The organism is Allobosea vaviloviae, assembly GCF_001298265.1.
In the GTDB taxonomy this organism is placed as follows: Bacteria; Pseudomonadota; Alphaproteobacteria; order Rhizobiales; family Beijerinckiaceae; genus Allobosea; species Allobosea vaviloviae_B.
The window spans coordinates 1-25,441 of sequence record NZ_LGSZ01000071.1; the positions used below are offsets into that span (position 1 = coordinate 1).

Genomic DNA, 25,441 nt, shown 5'->3' on the forward strand with positions numbered 1-25,441 from the left:
CACCCTAGGGAGCAGGGGAGCAGAGGTGGGGGCTGCGGGGGCCTACCCACCTCAGCGGGCGCGAACCCCGCGTCGGCGCGGGGGGACTGGAAGCGATGGTTGTGGAGCCAGGGGTTGAGGCTGGCGCCGTTGTCAACGGGGGGGGGGGTCCCAGGCCAGGGGGGGGGGGAAAAAGCGGGCCCGGGGGGTGGGGGGGGGGCGAATAGGGCGGGGCCCCCGAGCGGGGCCCTCGCCATATCGCGCTGCCGGGATTGCTCAGGCGATGATCTCGCCGGTTTCGGGATCGGCTTCGTCGGCGGTGGCCTGGTTTTGCTCCGCCGCGGCGGTGGCGCGGCGACGGCCGGCGGATTGCCTGAGGCGGTAGCTGTCGCCGTTCATGGCCAGGATGCTGACGTGGTGGGTCAGCCGGTCGAGAAGCGCACCGGTCAGCCGCTCCGACCCCAGGACCGAGGTCCAGTCCTCGAAGGGCAGGTTCGAGGTGACGATGGTCGAGCCACGCTCGTAGCGCTGCGAGAAGACCTCGAACAGAAGCTCGGCGCCGGTCGGCGACAGCGGCACATAGCCGAGCTCGTCAACGATCAGCAGCTTGACCGCCTGCAACTCGCGCTGGAGCCTGAGCAGGCGCTTCTCGTCGCGGGCCTCGAGGAGCTGGCTGACCAGCGAAGCCGCCGTGGTGAAGGCGACGGAGAAGCCCTTCTGGCAAGCGGCCAGCCCGAGCGCGAGAGCGACATGGGTCTTGCCCGTGCCACTGTTGCCGAGCGCGATGATGTTCTCCCGGCGCAGGATGTAGCCGCAGCGCGCCAGTTCCAGCACGAGCATCTTGTTGAGGCTCGGGATCGCCGTGAAGTCGAAGGTGTCGAAGCTCTTCACCGCCGGGAACCGCGCCGCCCGGATCCGCCGCTCGACCATGCGCCGTTCCCGGTCGATCAGTTCGAGTTCGACCAGCCGCAGCAGGTAGCGGGGATGATCGACGCCGTCCCGGGCGCATTCCCGCGCGACCTTGTCGTATTCGCGCAGGACCGTCGGCAGCTTCAGATGCTTGAGGTGATGGGCCAGCAGCACCTGCGGCGTTCCCGCGGTGGTGCCCGCCGGCATCACCTCCTTCGCCGGGCCCGTCATGCCGCCGCTCCAGGCAGGAGAACGGCATAATCGGCGGCCGAGGTCGTCTTCACTGCCGTCTTCGGCAGGTGCGGATAGGCCGCCAGGTTGAGACGGGCCGGGCGCCGCTCCAGACGCGCCAGGGCGATCAGCTTCACTGCATCGAAGCCGATCGCACCCAGTCGGATGGCCTCGCCCACGGCAAAGCTCACGACCTCGCGCGGAAGGGCCTCCATCAGCCGCAGCACCTGGATGAACTCACGCTTGCCGCGATTGCCCATCCGCGCTTCCAGAAGATGGCGCAGGTGCTGGAATGTCTCGGGCAGGTCCCAGCCCTGGAGCGCCGCCGCCTGGTCGAGCGCGTTCGGCTTGCTCTCAATCAGCGCCAGATAGTGCAGCGGATCGGCGACGAACACGCCGGTCCCGTAGCTGCGCGGGTGCCGGGCGATCTCCTCGCCCCGGCACAGGATCACGACCTCCTCGACGAAGCCCTTCGCCACCACGTCCTGGAAGCCATAGGCCGTCGGCACCGAGTAGTCGTTCGACCGATAGCGGACCAGCGCCGTCGACGAGACCCGCCCGCCACGCTTCTCGCACGGCTCCAGCGGCACAGCCGGCAAGGAGCGCAGGGCTTCAAGATCGGCCACGAGCCGTTCGCCAATCGTCTTCGCATGCCGACCGGCCCGCTCGCCCTGCCGCCGGCGGCAGCGCTCTGCCAGCATCACGTTCAGTTCGGCGAAGCTCGCCGCCACCGGGATCGGCGTCAGGAAGTTCGAGCGGGCATGCTTCACCAGCCCTTCGACCTTGCCCTTGTCGTTGCCCTTGCCCGGGCGCCCGAACCGATCCCGGAACAGATAGTGGCTCACCAGCTCGGTGAAGGCCCGCGTCCGCTCACGCCGGCCGTCGCCGCAGATCTTCGCCACCGCGATGCGCGTGTTGTCATAGAGGATCGACAGCGGCACACCGCCGAAGAAGCCAAAAGCCGAGACGTGACCGTCCAGGAACGCTTCCGTCGTCTCGCGTGGATAGGCCTTTACGAAACAGCCGTCCGACTGTGGCAGGTCCAAGCAGAAGAAGTGGATCTTCTGCCGCACACCGCCAATCACCGCGGTCGCCTCGCCAAAATCGACCTGGGCGTGCCCGGGCGGATGCGCCAGCGGAACAAAGGTCTCCCGGCCCCGCGCCCGGCAGAGCCGCACATGGTCCTTCACCACCGTGTAGCCGCCGGCAAAGCCGTGCTCGTCACGAAGGCGCTCGAAGATCCGCTTCGCCGTATGACGCTGCTTCACCGGTGATGTCCGATCTGCCTCCAGGATCGCTTCGATCACCGGCAGAAGCGGACCCAGCTTCGGCTTCTCGACCGGCTTCGTGCGTGTGTAGCCCGGCGGCAGCGAGAACCGGCACATCTTCGCAACCGTCTCGCGGCTCAGCCCGAACACGCGAGCCGCTTCCCGCCGGCTCTTCTCCTGGTTGAAAACGAAATCGCGAACCGCCGCGTAAATCTCCACAGCGAACATCCCCGCCAACCCCGAAAGGGGTCAGCCTATCCAGTGGCCGACTTTTACGCCGCCCGCGCCGGCACAAACGCCGGCGCTCCACTGGATGGTTTTCTCACCGCCGTGCACACATCGAGCATGTCGCCAACAACGCGCTGAATCGCGGCCTTATCCGTCATCATCGGCAGCAGAAACCGAGACCTAGGATCGCAAAGAAGTTCCTCGGGAAAGAGCTGGGCCGGTAGATCAACGATGACCGGACCGAGTTCGGTATGCCGACCGGCAAGATCCTTGATTTCGCTCCCGATCGAGGATGCATCGGCAAGGACAAGCCGAGCCGTCTCAAAGGGGGCCTCTTCGTCCGCCCGCAACGCCGGTGGCTCCCCGGAGGCCAACACCTGGATCAGCAGAGGCTCCAATCCCATCTCGAAGAATCCGCAGGCGAGCAACAGACTGGCCGTTGTCCGTCCGATGCCCTGCCCGGAACCTGCACAAACAAAGACTTCCATACCTTGCCTTCCAATTCAGGGGCCTTGGCGATTCGCCGCACCCTATCGAAGCGCAGTAGGTTCGTCCATAATGTTTGTCCAAAAATGGCCATATAGGGCCTATTCAGGACACATGAGTCCTATATCGGACAATTGTTGACAAGCTGGATTCCGGGACCCGCGCGTGCGATGCCATGGGCATGGTCCCTGGCGCTAACGTATTGAAAGCGGCAAGAATTGCGCTCGGATTGAGCCCAGACGAACTGGCCAAGCAAGCAGGCATCAGCCGACGGACTCTCGGGCGGGTCGAAACCCATCCTCGCTCCGACCGCTATCTGAAGGGCGCCGCAATGGGTCAGCAGGCGCTAGAAGATCGGGGCGTGGAGTTCCTGAGAGCTCTAGCCACCAAAGGGGAAGGCTTTCGGTTACCATTGGTCATTACTGGCGCAGCCTCTGACTCCGCCCCGAAGTGACCCGCACCTGGACGTTGGCGGCAGGAGCCCATCATTCACATGACCGTAATCCGCGCGCCGCGAACGTCTGCATTAATATCCATCCACGTTCAGCCGCCACTGCTTTCAGTGCAGACGGGATTGGGGCCTCGTCGACTTCCAAGCTGAACGCCTTTTTCCGTATTTCAAGTTCCTGACGATCGTCGCCTTCCTGTTGCTCGCGATCCTGCCCCGCACCCAGTTGGTAAGCTTGCTGGACCGAACCGCTGGCTGGCGATCGCGGGTTGGCTTCGGGTTGGAAATCGCCGCAGCACTGGCCATCGTCACCCTTGGAGCCTGGCCGCTGCTGCGGTAAACCGCTCGGGCGAGCTCCTTGCAGAGCGGCGCGCTAAGGGTTCGGATTTCACCCCCGCAACCGCTGCGGCAATGCCCGCCAGGGAAGAGTCTATGCGCAGCCCCGATGGCGTCACGTCCTTCGAACCGCGATTACGCCAGAACCAGCCAAGCCAGTCGGCCTCGCAAGCAGGATGATTCGAGGTCAATGGCGGCAACCGAAATCTAAATTGAGCGGCTAGGGCTGCCGCTCAAGCCATGCCGTCACAATTTCCGGTTCAACACCTGCCACTTCAATTAGCCTATCGGGATCAAGGATCCGAAGCCGACGATAATGGAACTCGACGATGCGTTCCTTCCGCAGCCCGCTGAGGACCCGATTGACGTGAACCGACGTCAGCCCCGTCGCGTCGCCGATCTGCTCCTGCGTGAGCGGGAGCGGCATTTCCTCAATGCGATTGCCCGGCCATTGAGCGCGGTAGCGGGCAAATAGCTCCAATATGAGGTGGGCGACCCGCTCTCGCGCGGACCGGCGCCCGATGCTCGTCAGGTGATCAAACGCCAGGCTGCAATCGCGGGCCAGCGAGCGCGCCAGACGCATGGTCAGCTCCGGCTCATCGCGGGACAGTGTCGCAAGCATCGAGGTCGGGATCACGGACGCCACCACGTCGGTCAGCGCCAGCGCCCCGAACGTTGCCTGCGACCGATTTGATGGCAAGACGCCCAGTATGGCGCCGGGCAATGCGAACTGGACGATCTGGCGCCTGCCATCCTCAAGCTGGGTATAGAGAGCCACCCAGCCATCGATCAGGTTGAAGATGGCGTTGCCCGTCGACCCAACGCTGAAGAGGTCGCGGCCCGCTTCGATTTTTCGATCGCCCGATCGGTAGCGCGGCAACAACCGATACCCCTCGGTTGACGAAGGTGCATCGGCAGCGGGCCGCGGTGCACCGTCAGCGCCCGTCAGGCTACGGCGCGGACGTCTGCTCAAGTCGTGAACCGACGCACTCGCCCCGTCGGCCAGTTCACGCAATGCCAATTCACGAAAGGTCGGCCCATTCCGCTCGCACTTGATATTTTCCCAATCGTTGCGAGGGAGCGACCGGGCCATCTCCTCAGAAATAGACGCTCGATCCAAATTCATATTGCACCTCCCGGGCGCACCTGGCCCGTTGCGGCGGCTGCCTTGGCAGCCCATCAGCATTCTGGATGAAATCCCGAGCTCGCCGGCTCAGCGCGTCCGACACCCTCGGTCGGCACGACACGGCTCACGATCGTGTGCTGGCCGACCTATGTCGGCAGGGGACGCATCGAAGGCGAGCGCAGCGGCCTAATAGAGATAGGCTTTGGGGACGGGCGGATCGCGACCGACAATAACCGAGTGTACGTGATCTTCGCGAGAAACCACGATTACCGCAGACGTGAGCGACGCTCGAATGATGTCACAGCGATATGGATGCTGAGATACCTGACATTGCGCGCAGACTGTCCGGCAGCAAGCGTGCCTGGGCAGACAACCGTCTTCGCCCGCGGACGTCACGATGACGGTCGAATGTATCGCCGGACTGGCCTGCTCTCGTGCCGCACGGTTCTCGTGCGCCCACGATGCTTCCCCCAGCCACAGTAGGGAAACCATGCAGACGACAACCAATGCAATGAACCTGAACATCCGCACCATAGCCGTCGAAAGTTCGTTTGCGCTGAACGTCAGCCGCGGATCCGGGGGTCGAGTGATCCAGATACGCGATGCGTGCAAGCCCGCGTATCCATTCCACTACGACAGGATGCCGTTTGCTTTGATCGAGGTCAAAAGCGCTGCTTACACGTGGCCACGTCGAAATCGCTGCCCGGATGCGCGATTGATCGAAATTAAGGTGTCGCGCAGAAAGCTGTGCTGATCTCTTGCGGTGTAGAAGATTTCTCGCGCGGGCCAAGATGGCACCAATAGCCCTGCCCCGAATTGATCGAAGGCACCGGATAGCAGTGCTCGTCGCGCGGGGACGACGCAAGGCGATGCTCAGTCCGTTCTTCGCCAAATGCGATGGGGTGCTACTGATCGACCCTGACGAAGCACAGGAACATGAGTTCCGCGCGAACTGCGAACGAACCGGCGAAGCCATCTGTGACCTGGTGCTCGCAACCGGCATCACTAAGCTCATATGCGGGTTCATCGACGAAGCCGATCGCAACCGCCTTTCAGCGTTCGGGGTGGATATCCGGCTAGGCTCCTGTTCACGGCCTGTGACCCTGCTGGCACGCGAATTTGACGTCCTGCCGAAGGCTTGAGGCTTCGCCGGGCGCAGGATCGACTCGAACATCCCGCCCGAGCACGCCATATCCGGGCTTCCAGAAAGCTGGGTCACTTCGCCGCGTCAGCTTAACCGAGATCAAGGATTTGCGTCCCGGTTCGCCTCATCTGTTGAGCCAGGATCACGCCACCGCACGTCGAAGGCTCCCGTGGCCCGCCAGATTCGGGACCCTACGGTGATCCGCAGAGGCAGCTCCTACCATTGATGGCCTCCAGCGGACGCGACCTCATGGAACACAGTGCAGACCACCCCAACGCCCAGGATCAGAAGCGCCGATCCACGTCGTTCAAGATCGCTCTCGTCGGGTTTCTGGCAGTCGCGGCCTTCTATCTGATTGCGGAGCACCGCGCCCATCTCCTCGGCTGGCTCCCGTTGCTAATATTCCTCGCATGCCCGCTGCTTCATGTGTTCATGCATGGAAGACATGGAGGCCACGGCAACCAATCAATCCAGCCGTCCTCAGGTTGGCGGCAGCCTCCGCACGAACACTGATCAGGCTCTCGGAGCGCTCCCATGCACGACAACGTTCCCGCCTACGGGCTTTGGTCCCTTGTTCTTCTGAACTCCGCAGTCTTCATCTTTTTTGCTTTCAGCTTCTTCAAGCCGAAGTCACCGCGCGACTGGCGCTCATTCGGAGCCTTCAGCGCCTTCATCCTGGCCCTCTTTACGGAAATGTACGGCTTCCCGCTGACGATCTACCTCCTATCCGGTTGGTTGCAGTCCAGATATCCGGACGTCAACTGGCTCTCCCACGACGCAGGGCATCTTCTCGAGGAACTCTTCGGCTGGCGAGCGAACCCGCATTTCGGCCCCTTTCACCTGCTGAGCTTCCTGTTCATCGGCGGCGGCTTCATGTTGATCGCGGCCGGTTGGAGGGTGCTCTACGAGGCTCAGCGACGCGGCACGCTCGCCACCACTGGCATCTACGCCCGGATCAGGCATCCGCAATACGTCGGCTTCGTCCTCGTGATGTTCGGCTTCCTGCTGCAATGGCCGACGCTGCTGACGGTCGCGATGTTCCCCGTCCTGGCCTTCATGTACTGGCGGCTCGCGCGGCACGAGGAGCAGGAAGCACTAGCCGAGCACGGCGAGGCCTATGCGCGATACATGCAGGACGTGCCCGGCTACTTTCCGCGACTTTCGTCCCATCCGACCGAAACGACGAGCCGCTAGCCAAATCGAGTTCCCGGCGTGGTTTGATCTGAGGGTCTAACGGCGAGCAATGCTTCGACCTTGATAGCCCGGCACGCCGCCGCACCCGGAGTTGCCCGACGCGGATTTCACGGGATGCAGCCGTTCGTCAGCGCTGGCGGCATCACCGTGCATGCGTTAGCATTCATACTGAATCTGCCTAGGGGGCTGATCGGTTCCAGCACAGGAGAGCTTGTGGGCCAATCCGTTCATCCAGCCGCAGCCTCCACGCACTTGCCGGCATTCATTACGGCCCCCGGCGAGACAGACTGGCTCATGATTGCAATGGGCATGTTTCTGCTTCTTTTCGTCCTCGCGGTTGGCATCCTCTATCTTCGACTGCATGCGCTGCCCGATCGCCTCGCGCACAATAAAGTGCAGTTAGAAGTCACTTGCGTGTTGGGTCTGCTGGCCATGTTCACCCACATGCACATATTCTGGATCGCAGGTTTGCTTCTTGCACTGATCGATATCCCCGATGTGATCACGCCGATTAAGCGGATCGCAGGTGCAACGGAAAAGATCGCTGATCGCGCGGAAGTCGAGCGTGAAGAGCTAGGCGAGCGGCCCTCCGGTCCCGTTATCGAACCTCGGAATTCCGCCGCTGCCTAAGAATTTCGAGCTGTCTGTATCCAAGTCTAAGTGAGCAACGGAACGCCAACCGATACTCGGTCGGCGGACACAACGAACTGCGGACTCCGCTCGAGCGATAGAGGGACCGCTTTCGAGGAGCGTCTCCGCACAGGACGGGTTCGGAGAGTTGCATAGTGGTCGGTGGCCCCGGATTTGCGGTCCAAGCGCAGGTAGGCGCCCCGCGACCTTGAGCCTGCCCCCGATGCTGGACCGGCTTGCTGGCCGCTTCCAGGGGGTATGAGCCTGCCCCCGATGCTGGACCGGCTTGCTGGCCGCTTCCAGGGGGTAAACGGTCACCGCGGGCTGCATGCCGGTGGCCGATTGACGAGCGATATCGGGGTCTTGTTCCCGATCGCGCTATGAGGTCGTAGCTCGTTGTACTCCCTTCGCCAAGCCTCCACTTTCTCCCGGGCATCGGGCAGGCTCATGAACCAGTGGGCGTTGAGGCATTCGGTCCGGAACTTCCCGTTGAACGACTCAATGAAGGCATTGTCCGTCGGTTTGCCCGGGCGGGAAAAGTCGAGGGTGACGCCGCGCTGATAGGCCCACAGGTCGAGGTCGCGACTGACGAACTCGGTACCTTGGTCGACCCGGATACTGGCCGGGAAGCCATGGGCCGCACCGATCTGCTCCAGCACCTCGACGACGTCGGCGCCGCGGAAGTTGAAGCGAACGTCCAGCCCCGGCGAGAACCGGCTGAAGGTGTCGACGATGGTCAGAACCCGCAGCTTGCGGCCGGTGGCGAGTTGGTCGTGGACGAAGTCCATGGCCCAGATCTCATTCGTCCGCGTAGCCGGACGACGATCGTCGCGCAGCTTCGCCTTGACCCTGCGCTTGGGCGTCTTGTTCCGGAGCTGGAGGCCCAACTCCTTGTAAAGTCTGTAGATCCGCTTCGGATTGACATTCCAGCCCTCCCGCTTGAGCAGCACATGAATCCGGCGATAGCCGTAACGCATGCGCGTCTCGGCGATCTCCTTGATCCGTTTGATGAGGCCGGCCTGCCCGGTCCGTCGGGAGCGGTAGTGATAAGTCGAGCGCTCGACTGGCAGAGCGCGGCAAGCACGACGGATGCTCACCTGCCAGACTGCGCGCACATGATCGACCATCGACCGCTTGCGGGCAGGCCTTAGAGCTTTCGCTTGATGACGTCCTGCAGCATCTCCTTGTCGAGCGACAGGTCCGCCACGATCCGCTTCAGCCGGGCGTTCTCTTCCTCGAGCTGACGCAGCCGCTTCATCTCCGAGGGCATCAACCCGGCGTACTTCTTGCGCCAATTGTAGAAGGTCGCATCGCTGATTCCTGCCTTTCGGCAGACTTCCGGAACCGGCGTCCCTTCCTCAGCCTGGCGCAGGATGAAGGCGATCTGCGCCTCCGTGAACTTCGACTTCTTCATGCCGAAAACTCCGTCCGCAGCCCGTGCTGCTAAACTGGAATTCTCCAGCTTTGAACGGTCCAGGAAACCGGAGGCAGGTCAACCTCCACGTACAAAGGGAGCAAGGTTGCGAGAAAACGATATCGTGCATCCGCAACGCTTCCCATCGCAGCATGACGGAAGGAGGACCACCCGACGCCGGCGGTTGCTCCTCACCAATCCCTGCGGCGGCAGCGACAGTGCGAGAAAGCCCCCCGGCACTGGACCTTAATCTCGATCAAAGATTTCCGGTCGCGAAATGGCGACCCTCGCGGCCTCCGAAATGCTCGCCGCTGTAGCGCTGTCCTGCGTTATCCTCCGCAGCCGTGCCAAGGAACAGACTATGAGTTCGCCGCATTCTGACCATGGCCATCACGGGCATCGCGGCCATGAGGGTCACCAGGCGAGCGGGCACTCGGTCCACGACCGTCACGACAGCCCGAAGGTGGTCATGGCAGCCGGATCGAGCCATTCCGAGCATGCTGGACATGGCGGACACGACCATGGCGCCATGGTCGCCGATTTTCGCCGACGTTTCTGGGTAACGTTAGTCCTGACACCGCCGGTTCTGCTGCTGTCGCCGATGATCCAGCACTGGCTCGGCATTACCAGCGCCCTCGCTTTTCCGGGTGACGGCTATGTTCTCTTTGCGCTGTCCACGGCCGCCTATCTCTACGGCGGCTGGCCGTTCCTGACAGGCTTCGCCTCCGAGCTGCGTAAGGGGCAGCCCGGAATGATGACCCTGATCGCGCTGGCGATCTCGGCAGCCTATTTCTTCTCCGCCGCCGTCACCTTCGGCTTTCCCGGAGAGGCCTTCTACTGGGAGCTGGTGACGCTCATCGTCATCATGCTGCTCGGGCACTGGGTGGAGATGCGCTCCGTCATGGGCGCCTCACGCGCCCTCGAGGAGTTGGTGCGGCTCCTGCCGGACAGCGCAACGAGGATCGAGGCCGACGGCAGCACGCGCGAGGTTCCGATCTCGGCGCTGAAGCCGGGCGATCGCGTGATCGTCCGGCCGGGCGCCAAGGTCCCCGTCGACGGCAGGATCCTGGAGGGTTCCTCAGGCTTCAACGAGGCCATGCTTACGGGCGAGTCCAGGCCCGTCACCAAGACGGTCGGCGCGACGGCGATCGGTGGCGCGATCAACGGCGCCAACGCGGTGACGATCGAGGTGACCGCGACGGGCGACTCGACCTATCTCGCTCAGCTCATCGATCTCGTGAAGAAGGCCCAGGCGACACGCTCGCGCACGCAGGACGTCGCCAACCGGGCTGCGGCCTGGCTGACCTACATCGCCCTCATCGTCGGCTTCGGAACGCTCTTCGTCTGGTGGTTCCTCCTGTCCGCCCCTCTCGAATTCGCGCTCGAGCGGATGGTCACGGTGATGGTCGTGGCCTGCCCGCATGCGCTCGGCCTGGCCGTCCCGCTCGTTGTCGCCGTCAGTACCTCGCTCAGCGCCAGCAATGGCCTGCTGATCCGCGACCGCGCCGCCTTCGAACGCGCGCGCAATCTCAATGCTGCTGTCTTCGACAAGACGGGCACCCTGACCGAGGGCCGCTTCGGGGTCAGCGACATCGTGTTGCTCGGCGAGGGCAAGGTCGATGACGAGCTGGCCTTCGCGGCCGCAGCCGAAAGCCAGTCCGAGCACCCGATCGCCCACGGGATCGTTGCCGAGGCGAAGGCGCGGAACATCGTGCTGCCGAAGGCGACCGAGGTCAGCAACATCACCGGCGAAGGCATCGTCGCCAAGGTCGGCGACCAGGGCGTGCGCATCGTCAGTCCCGGCCATCTCGCCCGGCAGGGCCAGCCCGTCGAGCACCCGGAGCTCAAGCGACTCGAGGCCGAGGGCAAGACGGTCGTCGTGCTTGTCAGGGAGGGCACACCCCGGGCCCTGTTCGCACTCGCCGACATCGTCAGGCCGGAATCGAGGGAGGCGATAGCCGAGCTCACCCGCCTCGGCATCAGGTCGGTGATGCTGACGGGCGATGCCAGGGGTGTTGCAGAGACCGTCTCCAAGGAACTCGGCATCACCGAGTTCTTCGCCGAGGTGCTCCCCGACCAGAAGTCCGAGAAGATCAAGGAGCTTCAGGCGCGCGGGCTCTCGGTCGCCATGGTCGGCGACGGCGTCAACGACGCACCGGCCCTCGTCCAGGCCGATCTGGGCGTCGCCATCGGCGCCGGGACTGACGTCGCCGTGGAATCGGCCGACGTGGTTCTTGTCAGAAGCGATCCGCGCGATGTCGGGGCGATCCTGGGCCTGTCGCGCGCGACCTATCGCAAGATGGTTCAGAACCTGATCTGGGCGACCGGGTACAACACCATCGCCATCCCGATGGCCGCCGGCATTTCCTTTGGCACAGGCTTCCTGATGACCCCGGCCGTGGCTGCCGTCTTCATGTCCGCCAGCACCGTGATCGTCGCTATCAACGCGCAGTTCCTGCGCTTCTACAGGCGCCAGGCATGACTTCGACGAACCGACAGGAAAGCGTTCCGCGATGCGGCTGATCCTTCCCCTGCCCGGCAACGAGGCCTTCGCGCAACGGCTGGCGGATGCCGGAGGATGGGAGTTCGGCGCGCTCGAAACGCGCCGCTTTCCCGATGGTGAGAGCTATGTGCGCCTCCTGTCGGATGTCGCAGGCAGGCCGGTCGATCTCGTTGGCACGCTGGCCAGGCCCGACGAGGGCTTCCTGCGCCTGGTCTTCGCTGCGGATGCGGCTCGCTCGCTCGGAGCGCGGACGGTGACGCTGATTGCGCCTTACCTCTCCTATATGCGGCAGGATCGGCGTTTCAGGGCCGGAGAGGCCGTGACCTCGAGAAGCTTTGCGCGGCTCATCTCGTCGAGCTTCGACAGGCTGGTTACCGTCGACCCGCACCTGCACCGATATCCGGCGCTTTCCTCCCTCTATTCCATCGCCACGAGCACGCTGCATGCGGCCCCGCTTCTCGCCGACTGGATCGCGGCGGAAGTCCATTCGCCCCTCGTCATCGGCCCGGACGAGGAAAGCGAGCAATGGGTTTCGGCGATTGCCGAACGAGCCCGCGCTCCCTGGACGGTGCTTCGCAAGGTGAGGCATGGGGATCGCAGCGTCGATGTCGATGTGCCCGACCTGTCCGCATGGCAGGGGCGCCAACCCGTTCTCGTCGACGATATCGCCTCGTCCGGCCACACCCTGATCGAGGCGGCGCGCAAGCTCCCGCTGCAAGCATTTCCCAAGCCCGTCATTGCGGTCGTCCATGCCATCTTCGCCGACGATTCCTATGCTCGCCTGCGCACGCTATCCGAAAGGATCGTCTCCACGGACGCAGTCGAGCACGAGAGCAATGCCATCGGTCTTTCCTCACTGATTGCAGGCGAGTTGTCGGTCGCGGAAGATGCAGCGGAACAACTCGTGCGGCGGCGCAGGCCGCCCGAACCGCGCGACGAGGTTGAGCAAGCCGGATATGACTCCTTTCCGGCCAGTGACCCGCCACCCTGGACGTCCGGCCGATGAAGCCTCGCACGCAAATCGAGGTCCCGGGCGGGCAGAATGCGGTGACGAGCGCGAGGCTCAAGCGATCCGAATTGGCCTCGACTTTCGGCGCCGCTCTGTTCGGCGGCGGCCTCGGATTGCTGGTCGCCCGCTACGTTGCCGACCTTACGGTTCCCTTACTGCTGGCGGGAGCGCTCATGCATGCTTGGGGAATGTACGACAAGCACGCAATCGAGCGGGACCTGGGACGGCCCGAGGCGCCGTGGATGAGGGCGTTGTACTGGCTGTGCTGGCTGGTTCTGGCGGGCGTGGCTCTCACGATCATTCTGAGAGCGCTCCTCTATGCGGCTTCGGTCCAGGTATCCGCTCGCGCAGCAGCAGGCGCACTTCTCTCCTGAGAGCAATCCGCGCAGAAAGGTCCAGCGAGTGAACCACGATCCATCTCCCGAATTTCTGCGTTGGGCCAATGGCTATGGCGTCATCGAGCACTCGTCCGAAACCAGGGATCGCGTCCGGGCCCTGGGGGCGCGGCTGATCGCGGCCGGCAGAACGACCGAAGTGGATGCGTATTACCGCTTGCTCGCGGCGGCGGACCGCCTCGCGTCGGCCGCCATGTGGGCCGTCGTCCACATGACCTATGCCCGAAGGATGGACCTCTCCGGCGCGCCTTTGCCGCCGGAGGCCTTCAAGGCCACACCGGAGGGACATACCGGCGGCTCGCTCAATATGGTTCCCGCATTCGTCGGCTATCTCGTCGCCAACGCGATCACCGCGACGACGCGCTCCTGGCTCATGGGACAGGGGCATTGCGTCGCCTCCATAGAGGCGATCAACGCCCTTACCGGCGACGTGTCCGCCGTCCAAAAGGGCCGCTACGATCGTAGCGAAGCCGGGCTTTCGAGGCTTGCCACCGACTTCTATTCCTATGCGATCGACGGAAACGGACACGCCTCGGTTCCGCTCGGAAGCCACGCCGGCCCCAACACGGCCGGTGCGATCTCGGAGGGAGGGTACCTCGGCTTTGCCGAGGTACAATACGTTCACATGCCGCTCCCCGGCGAGCGGCTGGTCGCGTTCTTGAGCGACGGCGCCTTCGAGGAACAACGAGGTTCCGATTGGACGCCGCGCTGGTGGCGCGCCGAGGATTCCGGCATCGCGGTCCCGGTGATGATCCTCAACGGTCGCAGGATCGAGGAGCGAGCCCAAATCGCACAGCAGGGTGGCTCAGACTGGCTCGCCTCCCATCTGCGCCATAATGGGTTCGACCCTTTCACGATCGACGGGCGGGATCCAGCAGCCTTTGCCTGGGCGATCCTCACGGCGGAGGAGCGGCTCGAACGCTTCGCGGCCCGCCCGGACCGCCGCTATCCCGCGCCGATCCCCTACGTCATCGCCGAGACGGTCAAGGGCTTCGGGTTCCCTGGAGCGGGCACCAACGCCGCGCATAACCTGCCGCTCGGCGGCAACCCGTCGAACGACGAGGTCGCGCGCCAAGCGTTCAACGATGCCGCGCGGTCCCTCTTCGTGCCGTCGGACGAGCTCGATCGTGCCATCGGCGCGCTGGCGGTTCACGGGAAACAGAACCGCCCGCCCGAGAGCCGGCACCCGCTGGCGTTCCGGCACCCGCCCTCCCCTCGACTTCCTGAGCCCGATTGGACGAGGGCCGGCAGCCCGGCAGATTGCGCTATGCATGCGCTCGACCGGTGGTTCGTGCGCCTGGTCGACCACAACCCGGAACTGAGGCCGCGCGTCGGAAACCCCGACGAACTGCGATCCAATCACATGGGCGCTACGCTCGATCGCCTGCGCCATCGCGTGAACGTCTGCGAACCCGGGACCGCGGAGGCCGTGGACGGAGCGGTCATCACCGCTCTAAACGAGGAAGCGGTGGCGGGCGCGGCGCTTGCCAACAAAGGTGGCCTCAACCTGATCGTCAGTTACGAGGCCTTCGCCATGAAGATGCTCGGCGGCCTGCGACAGGAAATCGTCTTCGCCCGGCGACAGCGCGAGATCGGACGGCAGCCAGGCTGGATATCCGTGCCGCTCGTCGTCACCTCCCACACCTGGGAGAATTCCAAGAACGAGCAGTCGCATCAGGATCCCACGATCGGCGAGGCACTACTCGGCGAGATGTCGGACACCGCACGCGTCCTGTTCCCGGTCGACGCCAACACCGCTATGGCCGCCTTGCGCTCGGTCTATGGCGGCCGCGGACAGGTGGCCTGCCTGATCGTCTCCAAGCGCGACATGCCGCATCGGCTCGACGCCGAGACGGCCACCCGGTTCGTGGAGGACGGCGCGGCCCATTTCGAGGGCGTGCCGGACGCAGCCGACCTACAGATCGTCGCGATCGGCGCCTATCAGTTGGAAGAGGCGCTGAAGGCCGCCAGCCGACTTGGACGGCACGGTCATCGAGTCCTGGTCACAGGAATCTGCGAACCCGGACGCTTTCGTCAGCCGCGCGATCCTATCGAGGCGGCCTTTACGGCAGGCGACGATGCAGTCGCGGCGTTGTTCCCGCCGGATCTGCCGCGCGTGATCGTGACCCATACGAGGCCTGAACCCATGCTTGGCCTGTTGCGGCGGCTGGACGGCGGACCACGGCGGACCACGGCGCTCGGCTATATCAGCCGCGGCGGCACGTTCGACGTGCCCGGGATGCTCTTCGCCAATCGTTGCTCGTGGGCGCATCTGGTGGATGCGGCGGCGCCGCTCGCTGGCTGGTCCCAAGTCGACTTGCTCACACCCGCCGAGCGCGACGCCATCAATGGACGCGGCGACCCGGCCCACCTCCTAATCTCAACGACCTGAAGGGCCGTCACGCTCATGCTCACGCTCACCTCCCTCGGCGGCGCCGGTACGGTTACCGGCTCCAAGCATCTCCTTGCCCACAACGACACCCGCATCCTGATCGATTGCGGCCTGTTCCAGGGTCTCAAGAACCTGCGCGATCTGAACTGGGAACCGCTGCCCATCGACCCGTCGAGCATCGATGCGGTGGTGCTAACGCACGCCCACCTCGATCATTCCGGCTATCTGCCGAGGCTGGTTCGAGAGGGCTTTCGCGGCAAGATCTTCGCGACCGCCGCCACGAGCGACATCGCCGAATTGATCCTGATGGACAGCGCCCACCTCAACGAGAAGGACGCCGAATACGCCAACAGGAAGGGATTTTCTAAGCATAAGCCAGCCCTGCCGCTGTACGGAAGCCATGATGCCGAGCGCGCTCTCGAATTCTTCACATCGGTTCCATTCGGCGAGGTCGTTCGGCTTCCCGGTGGCGCCACGCTGAGGTTCCGGCACGCCGGGCACATCCTGGGTGCCGCCACCGCCGATATCGAATGGGGCGGACGCCGTATCGCCTTCTCCGGCGACATAGGGCGCTATGACGACCCGGTTCTCCCCGACCCCGAAGCCGTGCCCGAAGCGGACTATGTTCTCGTGGAATCGACCTACGGCAACCGCGTCCATGACCCGGCCGATCCCACCGAAGCGCTCGGTGCGATCGTCAAGAGAACGGTCGAGCGGGGCGGAACGCTGGTGATCCCGGCCTTCGCGGTCGGGCGCGCCCAATCGCTGCTCTACCATCTGTGGAAGCTCAAGACGAATGGGCAGCTTGCCAACGTCCCGATCTACCTGGACAGCCCCATGGCGATCGATGCAACCAATCTGCTGCACGCCCATCGCGCCGACCATCGGCTGCCTGTGGAGGTGTGCACCGCCGTCTGTGCGGTCGCGACCTATACTCGGGACGTCGAGGGTTCCAAGGCGATCACGGCCAGCCCCTATCCCAAGGTGGTGATCTCGGCGAGCGGGATGGCGACCGGCGGGCGCGTCCTCCACCATCTCAAGGCGTTTGCCCCCGACTCGAAGAATACGATCCTGTTCTCCGGCTTCCAGTCTGCGGGCACTCGCGGCCGCGCCATGCTGCAAGGCGCACACGAGACCAAGATCCATGGCGAGTGGATCCCCGTCCAGGCGGAAGTCGCCGAGTTGTCGATGCTCTCCGCGCACGCTGACGCGAACGAATTGATGCGCTGGTTGTCGGGCTTTCGGCGCGCGCCAAGCCGCGCCTTCATCGTTCACGGTGAGGATGATGCTTCGGAAGCCTTGCGCGTGCGAATCGACCGCGAGCTCGGCTGGAACGCCACCATCCCTCGCATGAACCAGTCCTTCGACCTATGACGATGCCCAACGATCCCGCCGTCACCCAACCGACGTTGCGAGCCAGGCGGCTACACCTGCACTCGCAGCACCAGGCGGTCGTCGTCATGCGGACCGACTGCCACGTCTGTCGCTCCGAGGGATTGGCCGCCCGATCACAGGTTCTGCTTTCCAATGGCGAGCGGCATGTCCAGGCGACGCTGTTCCAGGTCGAAGGGGACTCGCTCCTCGCCCTCGATGAGGCCGGGCTTTCCGAGACGGCCTGGGACCTTCTCGGCATCACGGAGGGCGAGGCGATCACCGTCAGCCATCCGCCCGCCATCTCGTCGTTGGCAAGCGTGCGCCGGCGCATCTACGGCAACCGGCTCGATGCGCAGGCGTTCTCCGCTATCGTCGGGGACGTGGTCGCCGGGCGCTACACCGACGTCCATCTCGCAGCCTTCCTGACGGCCAGTGCCGCGTTGCCGCTGAACGAGGGCGAGACGGCCGATCTGACGGATGCGATGGTCAAGGTCGGTGACCATCTGCGATGGGATGCACCGATCGTGGTCGACAAGCACTGCGTCGGCGGCCTTCCCGGCAACCGAACGACCCCGATCGTCGTCGCCATCGTTGCGGCGAACGGCTTGGTCATGCCCAAGACCTCCTCCCGCGCCATCACCTCTCCGGCTGGAACGGCCGATACCATGGAGACGCTCGCGCCGGTCGATCTCGACATGGCGAAGCTACGGCGAGTGGTCGAGGCCGAGGGCGGATGCGTGGCATGGGGCGGCGCCGTGCACCTCAGCCCCGCGGACGACATCTTCGTTCGCGTCGAGCGTGAACTCGACGTCGACACCGAAGGTCAGCTCATCGCATCGGTCCTCTCGAAGAAGATCGCCGCGGGCTCGACCCATGTCGTCATCGACATCCCCGTCGGGCCGACCGCCAAGGTCCGCAGCGGCGAGGCCGCCGATCATCTCGCGGATCGCATGAGCGCGGTCGCGGCACGTTTCGGCCTCAGCGCGACATGTCTCCAGACCGACGGGGCACAGCCCGTGGGGCGAGGTATCGGCCCGGCCCTCGAGGCTTTCGATGTCCTCGCCGTGCTCCAGAACGCGCCCGATGCCCCCGACGATCTGCGCCAGCGTGCCGCCCTGCTCGCGGGCGCGGCCCTTGAGATCGGTGGCAAGGCCGAACAAGGACGCGGCACCGTGATGGCCCTTGAAACGTTGAGCAGCGGCAAGGCCTGGACGAAGTTCGAGGCAATCTGCCGGGCGCAGGGCGGGTTGCGCGCACCGCCAAAGGCATCGAGCGTCCACGCGCTCGTCGCCCCAAGCGCTGGTCGCGTGGTTCATATCGACAACCGCAAGGTCGCCAGGCTTGCCAAGCTGGCGGGAGCGCCGGAGGCCAAGGCCGCGGGCGTCCATATGGAGGTCCGGTTGGGCGCGACGATCGACAGGGGCCAGCCCCTCCTGCATGTCCACGCCGAAACGGCTTCGGAATTATCCTACGCGCTCGACTACGCCTCGCGTGCCGGAGACATCGTCAAGGTCGAGCCGTGAGGCTCGAGCTATGGCCTTCCACGCTGGCTTGTCCCGGGACGCAGGCGTTCAACGTCTACCAACGAACCATGCATTGGATCGTGCCGCTCCTTTGCATCATCCAGGTGCCGACGGCCTGGGCGATCCAGCGCACGCACCTGGCGCACGGCTTCCTCAAGCCTGCTCCCATCGACTTGTTCCTGCATCAGGTTCACGCCTGGAGCGGATGGCTGATCCTGCTGATGGCGCTGCTACAGCTTGCGATCCGGCTCGTCCGCGGCAAGCCCCTTCCTCCCGATGGCACCTCGCGATTGGAAGCTCGGGTAGCTTCAGCCACACACATAGCGCTGTACGGCCTCTTGATCGCGCTGCCGGTGACCGGAACGATCGCGATGTATCTCACCTTCCGGGTCGCGCCTCTCCATAGATACCTGAGCTGGTTGCTCCTGGCATTGGTCCTCATCCACATCGTCGCTGCGCTCTGGCATCACCTCTATCGCCGCGACGACGTCTTGCGCAGGATGATCAAGGGCTGATGAGGCGTGCCGTCGCCAGGAACCGGGCGTCGGAGATCGGCTCCGGAGCGGACGCACAATGGACTCGTTGATCCCGCAGCTCGGCCTTGCTCTGGCCATCGGCTTGCTCGTCGGACTGGAGCGTGGGTGGCGAGAACGCGACACGCCCGATGGCGGCCGGACGGCGGGTATACGCACCTTTGGGATCTCTGGACTGCTGGGCGGCGTCGCCGCGGCCCTCAGCCTCAGCCTGAACACGCCCGCGGTCCTCATCGCCACGTTCCTGGCCTTCACCGCCGTCTTTGCGTGGTACCAGGCGCGCGAATCCATGCACGACGAGAGCTTCAGCGTGACCGGTGTCATCGCCGCTCTCGGCGTGTTCGCGCTCGGCGCCCTCGCGGTCACGGGCGATCAACGCGTCGCGGCGGCGGGCGGAGCCGCGCTCGCGGCCGTTCTTGCCAGTCGCGATCTCCTGCACGGGCTGCTCAGGAGGATTTCCTGGATCGAACTGCGCTCGGCACTCGTGCTCGCCGTGATGACCGCGATCGTCCTGCCCCTCCTGCCTGCGCGTACGATCGATCCATGGGGAGGCTTCAACCCCCGGCAAGTGTGGCTGTTCACGGTGCTGACGGCCGCGATTTCCTATCTCGGCTATATCGCCGTCCGGGCCCTCGGTACCGCTCGCGGCGTCCTGGTAGGCGGCCTGGCAGGCGCGATCGTCTCCTCGACCGCCGTCACCGTCGCGCTGGCGCGAACGGCGGCAGCGGGAGGAAGTCCCTGGCCGCTCGCCGGAGCGGCTGCGCTCGCCGCGGGCGTTTCCGTGCTGCGCGTGGCGGGGATCGTGACCATCGTCGCGCCATCGCTGCTCGGCGTTTCCGGCACCGCGATGCTTGCCGCGATTGTCGGCTTCGGGGCATCCGGCGCCCTCTTTCTGTCGCGGGGACGGGTGGACGGAGACGGTACGGAACCGCCCCGAAATCCCTTCGAGCTCGGACCGCTCCTGGCCTTCGCCGTGCTCTTCGGCGTCGTCTCGACGATCAGCGCCGTGCTGTCGATCGGAAGCAGCCGCGGAATGATCGCGACCTCCGCGATCTCGGGGCTTTTCGACGTGGACGTCGCCGTGCTCAGCGCCTTGCGGCTTCTCGGGCAGTCGGCATCGCCCGAGGCCGTCGGCCACGCTGTCCTGCTGGCGCTCGCGAGCAATGCTGTCGGGCGCATCTCGGTCGCGATCGCAACCGGACCTGTCCGCTTCTGGTTGCCATACATCGGCGCCACGATCGTCGCGGCTGCGTTGGGTTACGCGGCATTCGTCACCTTGCCGCATTTCGAGTGGGCGGGCCTCCTGGGCACTCCGAATCCTTGATCGGGGTTAATTCGCGACGTCGGGCATTGCGCTAGCTTTGGGTCCGAGGATCCACCGTTGAGCGGATGCGGACTTTGGCGAAGACCATTGCCGGACTGAGAAGAGCGCTGATCGTGGCGCTCGCGTTCGTGCTGATCGCGGTACCGACGATCAGCGCCCATCCCGTCCATTGCCTGGAGGAGCCGACGGCTGGGTTCTCCCAGGTCGACGCATCGAAAATCACAGCGAGCCAACACCAACATGGGCACGGCAACCCGGAGGCCGGAAGGCCGTCAGGTCCATGCTGCGCGGCGGCGTGCAACGCCTGCGGCATTACCATTGCAGCAGCCCCGAGATCCTCAAGCACCACCGTTGAGGCGGTCGCGTATCGCCGACAGGAGGAGCAACCCGGTGGCCTCGTGGCCCGTCCACCCCATGGCCCTCCTCGATACCGATCCGAGCGGTCCGTCTGACATCCAGGTCGTCCAGCTCAACGCATGTCTGCCAACAAACCGGATCAACGACCCTGCCGTCGCAGGCCGAAACAGGACATTCATCATGAACCGTCGCAGATTCCTCACTGCCGCAATGACCGGGGCCGCGGCGCTCGGCGCGAACGCCTTGATGCGCCCCGCCGCCAGTCTCGCCCAGGGAGCGAGCAGCCCATCACCGATCGACCTCCGGGTCGTCAGCCGGACCATCGAAGTCCACGGGAGGAGCGCCCGCGTGTTCGGCCTTCTGCAACCCGATGGCCGCCATGGGCTCATCCTGGAAGCGGGATCGAACTTCGACGTCCGCCTTGCCAACGAAATCGGCGAGGCCACGATGATCCACTGGCATGGCCTGACCCCTCCTTGGCACCAGGACGGCGTGCCGGACAATCCGAAGCCACTGCTCAAGCCGGGCGATGTCGCCCGCTACACCTTCCCCGTAGGCGCTGGCGGCACACATTGGATGCACGCTCATACGCTTCAGGAACAGAACCTGCTGGCGGCCCCCCTCATCGTCAGGACGGCCTCCGATCTCGCGCGCGACGAGCAGGAGGTGGTCGTCCTGCTGCACGACTTCTCCTTCAAGCCCGCCGAGGAATTGCTCGCGAAGCTGAAGGGCGGCGGAGGTCACGCCGCGCCGATGGACCATTCCGCGATGGGCCACGGGGGCAACACTCACCAGCCTGCGACGACAAGCCAAGCGACGGCCAGCGACCTCAACGACATCGACTACGATGCCTATCTCGCCAATGATCGCGCTCTCGATGATCCCGACGTGATCCGGGTGGAGCGTGGCGGCCGGGTCCGCCTACGCATCATCAACGGCGCCACCGCGACGGCCTTCACCATCGAGACTGGATCGGTTCCCGGCACGCTCTTTGCGGTGGATGGCAGGGACGTCGAGCCGATCGTCGGCACGGCCTTCCCGCTCAGCATGGGCCAGCGGCTCGACATCCGGCTGTCCTTGCCTGTGGGTCCGGGCGCCTATCCCGTTCTCGCGCTGCGTGAAGGGGCCAGCGAACGCACCGGGGTGATCCTCGCCACGCAGGGAGCCTCGGTGCAACGCGTCGCCGGAAGCGCCGAGCACGCCGGTCCGATCGTCGAACTCGGACTCGAGCGGAAGCTGCGGGCCCTGCATTCGCTTCCCGTCCGGGCTCCCGATCGCCGCTTCGCGCTGACCCTCACCGGCCGGATGCAGGACTACACGTGGGGGATCGGCGGCGCGGACGATCTCCGGATCCGGAAAGGCGAGAGGATCGAGGTCACGATGCGAAACGCATCGATGATGTCGCATCCGATGCACCTGCACGGTCATCATTTCCAGGTCACCGCCATCGACGGGGTATCGCTCCCGGGAGCCGTGCGCGATACGGTCCTCGTGCCGCCGGACGCAGCCGTGACGATCACGTTCGATGCCGACAATCCCGGCCGCTGGCCGTTGCATTGTCACCACCTCTACCACATGGCGACGGGCATGATGGCCCAGCTTGCCTATGAAGGGATCGGCTAGCCTCGGCCGGCGCGTCACCGCATCTGGACTCAGCTTTCGGCGCCCGGACCCGTGCACATGGCCTGTCCGGGCGCTCGCCTGAACTGAAGCGTCCATTCGTGGGGCGTTCTCGTCGATCTCGACTACCCTGGCTCCCGCGTCCGGTGGACGAAAGTTTCCATGCCGCGGTCCCTCAGAAATCCAATCTTGTGGTATAATATACGAGGCACGGTTCCTTGATCCAAGGAGGCGAGAATGGGTCTCCAGGGTGTCCTTTTCGCAGCGGCGGGACTGCTGCCCTTCCTCGTCGCTTCCACTGAGATCGCTCAAGCTCATCCCTCGGGATTGCGATTGGGCGCCCAAGAGATCACGCAAGCGGTTCACGGCAAGCTATGCACTACGCCGGGAGGCGCGAGGTTCGCGTTCGGAGCCGACGGACACTTCGCGTATGACGGGCTATGGCAGACCACTGGCAGCTATGTGGTCGCCGACAATTCGATCGTAGTCACGTTCGACAGCGGCCTTCGTCGAGCTTTCGCGATGTCCGTCAGGGATGGCGTACTCTACATGGAACAGACACGCGTATCGTGCGCCAACGGTGGATGATAGGCGGTTCGTCTTGCGCCCACTGCGGCAAAGGGGCGATGCCGTCGCGGACAACGACTTCAACGGTGCTGCTTCAGATGGTGGCCGCTCGGCGCCGCCGGCGATGGATTGCGGTAGCCACGCAGAACATCATATCGCGCGATCTGATCCGAGGTGAGAAGGCCAGCCGTCTCGATATGGGCCTGCAAATGTACCGCCCGCAATGAGCCCTGCCTGGTGCCGATTTGGGCCGTCAGTTCACGCAGGCGCAATGGCTCGATCGTGCGCCGTGCGAAGGCCACATCGAGCTTGAGCTCCAAGTCCAGGATTTCGGCGCCCAACGCCATCGCGCCCGCTTTCATGCGCGCCTCGGATTTCTTCAAGCCGCTGCGCTGTTCGGCCGAAAGCTGGAGTTCGGACGCCAGTTCGAGCGCGTGAAGTGGACCGGGATATCGGTTGAGTTCCGCGGGCTTGGCCAAACCCATGCCGCGCCCCAAAGACAGGTCATCGATCTCATTTCGTGAGAGAGCCTTGATCTCGCGCGCCTCCTGGCCAGCGTAAGGACTCACGGATTGAGCCGAGACGGGAGCGACCCATCCGGAGATCGCCAGGATGAGCAGGCTGAACGCGATTGCTTTGATCATGGAACGGTCTCCTCGATCATTCCGATAAGGGTGTCGGAAGCGCCGCAACATGATTGAAATCATGTCAGCTCGATAATGCCGTTTCCTCTCCGAATGATCCGTTCGGATTCCAACAGCGCGAGCGTCCGGTACAGAACCTCAGGCGCCAGACCGATCATCGCCGCGATGTCCTTCAGCGGCCCGCCGATGGTAATGGTGCGGCCGTCGACGCCGGTTCGCGCCACGAGGTAGCCGAGCACCCGCTCTCGCGCCGAGCGAACATCGCGCAGGGTCAAGGCGGACCGGAGTTCCATCACCTGCCGAGCAAGGTCCGCCGTTAGCTCCAACCGTGCGGTCGCATCGCCCTCCAACAGGGCGAGCGCCGCTGACTTGGGAAAGCAGGCGACCGAGCTCTCCGCCACGGCCCGCGCATCGCAATGATATGTCTCGACGAACAACGAGGCTTCGGCGAAACGCTCTCCCGGTCCGGCGACGAAGAGGAGGGTCTCGCACCCACTGGCGCTGAAGCGCGCAAGGCGAATCTGCCCTCTGCGGACCAGGAAGAAGCCCCGCGTCGCATCCCCGCTCGCGAATAGAGTCTCGCCCGCCGCGAGTTCCCGAATGACCGGCTTCAATCCGGCGAGGATGGACGCCATTGCCATCAGATCTGTTGCAGCCCCCGATAGCGCGCGAAAACATGCTGCCTGCTGGCGGAAAAGATGACGACGTCATAATCCTCGGGCGCCTGCCCGGGCACCTGCATTCCTGGTGAACCGACCGGCATCCCTGCAACCGCGAGGCCCGTCACCTTCGGGCGCTCGATCAGAAGCCGCTTGATCGCCTCGGCCGGAACGTGGCCTTCGACGACATAGCCACCGATTTCGGCGGTGTGGCAGGACATCAGACTATCGGGCACACCCAGCCGGGTCTTAAGCGGCGTGACGTCGGCAACCTCAACCATCTCAACCGGAAAGCCTGCTTTCCGCATATGCGTGACCCAGCCGCGGCAACAGCCGCAATTGGGATCCCGGGTCACGACCATCTTCGGAGGCGTCTCGGCGGCCGAAACAGGGCGCCGCAGCGCGAACGCTGAAACCGCCTGTGCGGCGCCGATCAACAGCGCGCGGCGGGATAGGGAAAGCTCGATCGGCACGATTGTCTCCTTTGCCTTGGTTAGGTCCTTCTCCAGTCGCGCGTCCAGCACCTTCACCGGAAGAAGACGTATTTTACGAGCGCGGCGATCACGAGCAGCAGAACCGCGATTCCGAGCAGGCCCGCGAGACCCATGCCCCAGCCCATTTCACCCATCATGTCGTGCATGCCTGGTCCCTCCATCATTCGACAGCAGCAACAAGGGGCGCTGAGGCGGCTTCCGATGCTGCCTTCTCAGGCGCCAGGGTCGACGGCAGCCGCCAGCCCTTGACCAGGCCGTAGATCGCCGGGATCACCAGCAGCGTCAGCACGGTCGAGGAGACCATTCCGCCGATCATCGGCACGGCGATCCGCTGCATCACCTCCGAGCCCGTGCCGGTGTTCCAGAGGATGGGGAGCAGTCCCGCCATGATCGCGACCACGGTCATGATCTTCGGCCGCACGCGTTCGACGGCACCGAGCATGATTGCCTCATGCAGGTCCGCGCGGGTGAACGCCCGCCCCTGTGCTTCACAGCGCGCACGCACCTCGCCGAGCGCGTGATCGAGGTAGATCAGCATGATCACGCCGGTCTCGGCAGCGACGCCGGCGAGCGCAATGAAGCCGACCGCAACGGCGACCGACATGTTGAAGCCGAGCCACCAGAGCAGCCAGATGCCGCCGACCAGCGCGAATG

At 64.7% G+C, this 25,441-nt stretch carries 25 protein-coding genes; 16 read left to right on the top strand and 9 right to left on the bottom strand.

The window, feature by feature from the left end:
• Positions 1 to 255 precede the first annotated feature (255 nt).
• Genes istB through AE618_RS23420 form a run of 3 tightly spaced genes read right to left on the bottom strand, consistent with a single transcriptional unit; the run spans position 256 to position 3,103 of the window.
• Entirely contained in the window at positions 256 to 1,119 is an 864-nt protein-coding gene (gene istB / locus AE618_RS23410) for an IS21-like element helper ATPase IstB (RefSeq protein WP_054211492.1), read from the bottom strand.
• Entirely contained in the window at positions 1,116 to 2,615 is a 1,500-nt protein-coding gene (gene istA, locus AE618_RS23415; RefSeq protein WP_054211493.1) for an IS21 family transposase, read from the bottom strand. Before istA ends, istB begins: the two co-directional genes overlap by 4 nt.
• A gap of 44 nt (positions 2,616 to 2,659) precedes the next feature.
• On the bottom strand, positions 2,660 to 3,103 hold the full coding sequence (locus AE618_RS23420) for a hypothetical protein (protein WP_054211494.1): 444 nt from the start codon (positions 3,101 to 3,103) through the stop codon (positions 2,660 to 2,662).
• 179 nt (positions 3,104 to 3,282) lie between these two features.
• Here AE618_RS23420 and AE618_RS29305 point away from each other — a divergent pair, with 179 nt between their 5' ends.
• The gene (locus tag AE618_RS29305) at positions 3,283 to 3,555 is read left to right on the top strand and encodes a helix-turn-helix transcriptional regulator (RefSeq protein ID WP_432704523.1); all 273 of its coding nucleotides are present in this window, start codon (positions 3,283 to 3,285) and stop codon (positions 3,553 to 3,555) included.
• 550 nt (positions 3,556 to 4,105) lie between these two features.
• On the opposite strand, the gene AE618_RS23425 is transcribed toward AE618_RS29305, so the two are convergent.
• Positions 4,106 to 5,011: a Crp/Fnr family transcriptional regulator gene (locus AE618_RS23425; RefSeq protein WP_248307366.1), complete on the bottom strand. Its 906-nt coding sequence runs from the start codon at positions 5,009 to 5,011 to the stop codon at positions 4,106 to 4,108.
• A gap of 490 nt (positions 5,012 to 5,501) precedes the next feature.
• Between AE618_RS23425 and AE618_RS28205 the strand changes: the two genes are divergently transcribed.
• From AE618_RS28205 to AE618_RS23445, 5 genes are all read left to right on the top strand, one after another.
• Entirely contained in the window at positions 5,502 to 5,765 is a 264-nt protein-coding gene (locus tag AE618_RS28205; RefSeq protein WP_156330450.1) for a hypothetical protein, read from the top strand.
• 115 nt (positions 5,766 to 5,880) lie between these two features.
• The gene (locus tag AE618_RS23430) at positions 5,881 to 6,153 is read left to right on the top strand and encodes a hypothetical protein (protein WP_054211495.1); all 273 of its coding nucleotides are present in this window, start codon (positions 5,881 to 5,883) and stop codon (positions 6,151 to 6,153) included.
• Between the two features lie 251 nt (positions 6,154 to 6,404).
• The gene (locus AE618_RS23435) at positions 6,405 to 6,668 is read left to right on the top strand and encodes a DUF2933 domain-containing protein (protein WP_054211512.1); all 264 of its coding nucleotides are present in this window, start codon (positions 6,405 to 6,407) and stop codon (positions 6,666 to 6,668) included.
• Positions 6,669 to 6,689: 21 nt separating this feature from the next.
• Positions 6,690 to 7,349, top strand: a complete 660-nt coding sequence (locus AE618_RS23440; RefSeq protein ID WP_054211496.1) for a methyltransferase family protein — start codon at positions 6,690 to 6,692, stop codon at positions 7,347 to 7,349.
• A 114-nt stretch (positions 7,350 to 7,463) separates the two neighbouring features.
• Positions 7,464 to 7,979: a hypothetical protein gene (locus AE618_RS23445; protein ID WP_054211497.1), complete on the top strand. Its 516-nt coding sequence runs from the start codon at positions 7,464 to 7,466 to the stop codon at positions 7,977 to 7,979.
• A 314-nt stretch (positions 7,980 to 8,293) separates the two neighbouring features.
• Here AE618_RS23445 and AE618_RS23450 read toward each other — a convergent pair.
• Positions 8,294 to 9,393 (bottom strand): IS3 family transposase gene (locus AE618_RS23450; RefSeq protein WP_100959628.1). Its coding sequence is split into 2 segments (ribosomal slippage): positions 8,294 to 9,132 and positions 9,132 to 9,393, totalling 1,101 coding nucleotides; the frame shifts between segments, so codons are not numbered across the junction.
• Between the two features lie 361 nt (positions 9,394 to 9,754).
• Here AE618_RS23450 and AE618_RS23465 point away from each other — a divergent pair.
• The 10 genes from AE618_RS23465 to AE618_RS28685 all read left to right on the top strand — a co-directional run bounded on the left by AE618_RS23465 (position 9,755) and on the right by AE618_RS28685 (position 23,011).
• The gene (locus tag AE618_RS23465) at positions 9,755 to 11,875 is read left to right on the top strand and encodes a heavy metal translocating P-type ATPase (RefSeq protein ID WP_082365522.1); all 2,121 of its coding nucleotides are present in this window, start codon (positions 9,755 to 9,757) and stop codon (positions 11,873 to 11,875) included.
• A gap of 31 nt (positions 11,876 to 11,906) precedes the next feature.
• Complete coding sequence (locus AE618_RS23470; protein ID WP_054211502.1) at positions 11,907 to 12,902, top strand: ribose-phosphate pyrophosphokinase; 996 nt, start codon at positions 11,907 to 11,909, stop codon at positions 12,900 to 12,902.
• A complete protein-coding gene (locus tag AE618_RS23475) occupies positions 12,899 to 13,279 on the top strand; it encodes a hypothetical protein (protein ID WP_054211503.1) in 381 nt (126 codons plus the stop codon). Before AE618_RS23470 ends, AE618_RS23475 begins: the two co-directional genes overlap by 4 nt.
• A complete protein-coding gene (locus AE618_RS23480) occupies positions 13,224 to 15,692 on the top strand; it encodes a xylulose 5-phosphate 3-epimerase (RefSeq protein WP_082365520.1) in 2,469 nt (822 codons plus the stop codon). Before AE618_RS23475 ends, AE618_RS23480 begins: the two co-directional genes overlap by 56 nt.
• 15 nt (positions 15,693 to 15,707) lie before the next feature.
• Complete coding sequence (locus tag AE618_RS23485; protein ID WP_054211504.1) at positions 15,708 to 17,066, top strand: MBL fold metallo-hydrolase RNA specificity domain-containing protein; 1,359 nt, start codon at positions 15,708 to 15,710, stop codon at positions 17,064 to 17,066.
• Between the two features lie 2 nt (positions 17,067 to 17,068).
• A complete protein-coding gene (locus AE618_RS23490; protein ID WP_054211514.1) occupies positions 17,069 to 18,589 on the top strand; it encodes a thymidine phosphorylase family protein in 1,521 nt (506 codons plus the stop codon).
• Positions 18,586 to 19,104, top strand: coding sequence for a cytochrome b (locus AE618_RS23495; protein ID WP_067254926.1), 519 nt, complete (start codon positions 18,586 to 18,588; stop codon positions 19,102 to 19,104). Before AE618_RS23490 ends, AE618_RS23495 begins: the two co-directional genes overlap by 4 nt.
• A gap of 58 nt (positions 19,105 to 19,162) precedes the next feature.
• Positions 19,163 to 20,446 carry an MgtC/SapB family protein gene (locus AE618_RS23500; protein ID WP_054211506.1) on the top strand — a complete coding sequence of 428 codons (1,284 nt, stop codon included), beginning with the start codon at positions 19,163 to 19,165 and terminating at the stop codon, positions 20,444 to 20,446.
• Positions 20,447 to 20,983: 537 nt separating this feature from the next.
• The gene (locus AE618_RS23510) at positions 20,984 to 22,426 is read left to right on the top strand and encodes a multicopper oxidase family protein (protein WP_054211515.1); all 1,443 of its coding nucleotides are present in this window, start codon (positions 20,984 to 20,986) and stop codon (positions 22,424 to 22,426) included.
• 234 nt (positions 22,427 to 22,660) lie between these two features.
• A complete protein-coding gene (locus tag AE618_RS28685) occupies positions 22,661 to 23,011 on the top strand; it encodes a hypothetical protein (RefSeq protein ID WP_054211508.1) in 351 nt (116 codons plus the stop codon).
• A gap of 59 nt (positions 23,012 to 23,070) precedes the next feature.
• Here the strand turns inward: AE618_RS28685 and AE618_RS23520 are convergent, their stop codons facing one another.
• From AE618_RS23520 to AE618_RS23535, 4 genes are all read right to left on the bottom strand, one after another.
• Positions 23,071 to 23,634 (bottom strand): hypothetical protein, encoded by a 564-nt coding sequence (locus AE618_RS23520; protein WP_054211509.1) that lies wholly within the window; start codon positions 23,632 to 23,634, stop codon positions 23,071 to 23,073.
• Between the two features lie 59 nt (positions 23,635 to 23,693).
• Positions 23,694 to 24,269, bottom strand: a complete 576-nt coding sequence (locus AE618_RS23525) for a Crp/Fnr family transcriptional regulator (protein WP_068072574.1) — start codon at positions 24,267 to 24,269, stop codon at positions 23,694 to 23,696.
• Positions 24,270 to 24,274: 5 nt separating this feature from the next.
• Positions 24,275 to 24,766: a DUF411 domain-containing protein gene (locus AE618_RS23530; RefSeq protein ID WP_100959631.1), complete on the bottom strand. Its 492-nt coding sequence runs from the start codon at positions 24,764 to 24,766 to the stop codon at positions 24,275 to 24,277.
• 181 nt (positions 24,767 to 24,947) lie between these two features.
• Positions 24,948 to 25,441, bottom strand: a 494-nt coding sequence (locus tag AE618_RS23535) for an efflux RND transporter permease subunit (protein ID WP_197280871.1), incomplete at its 5' end; no start/stop codon positions are given.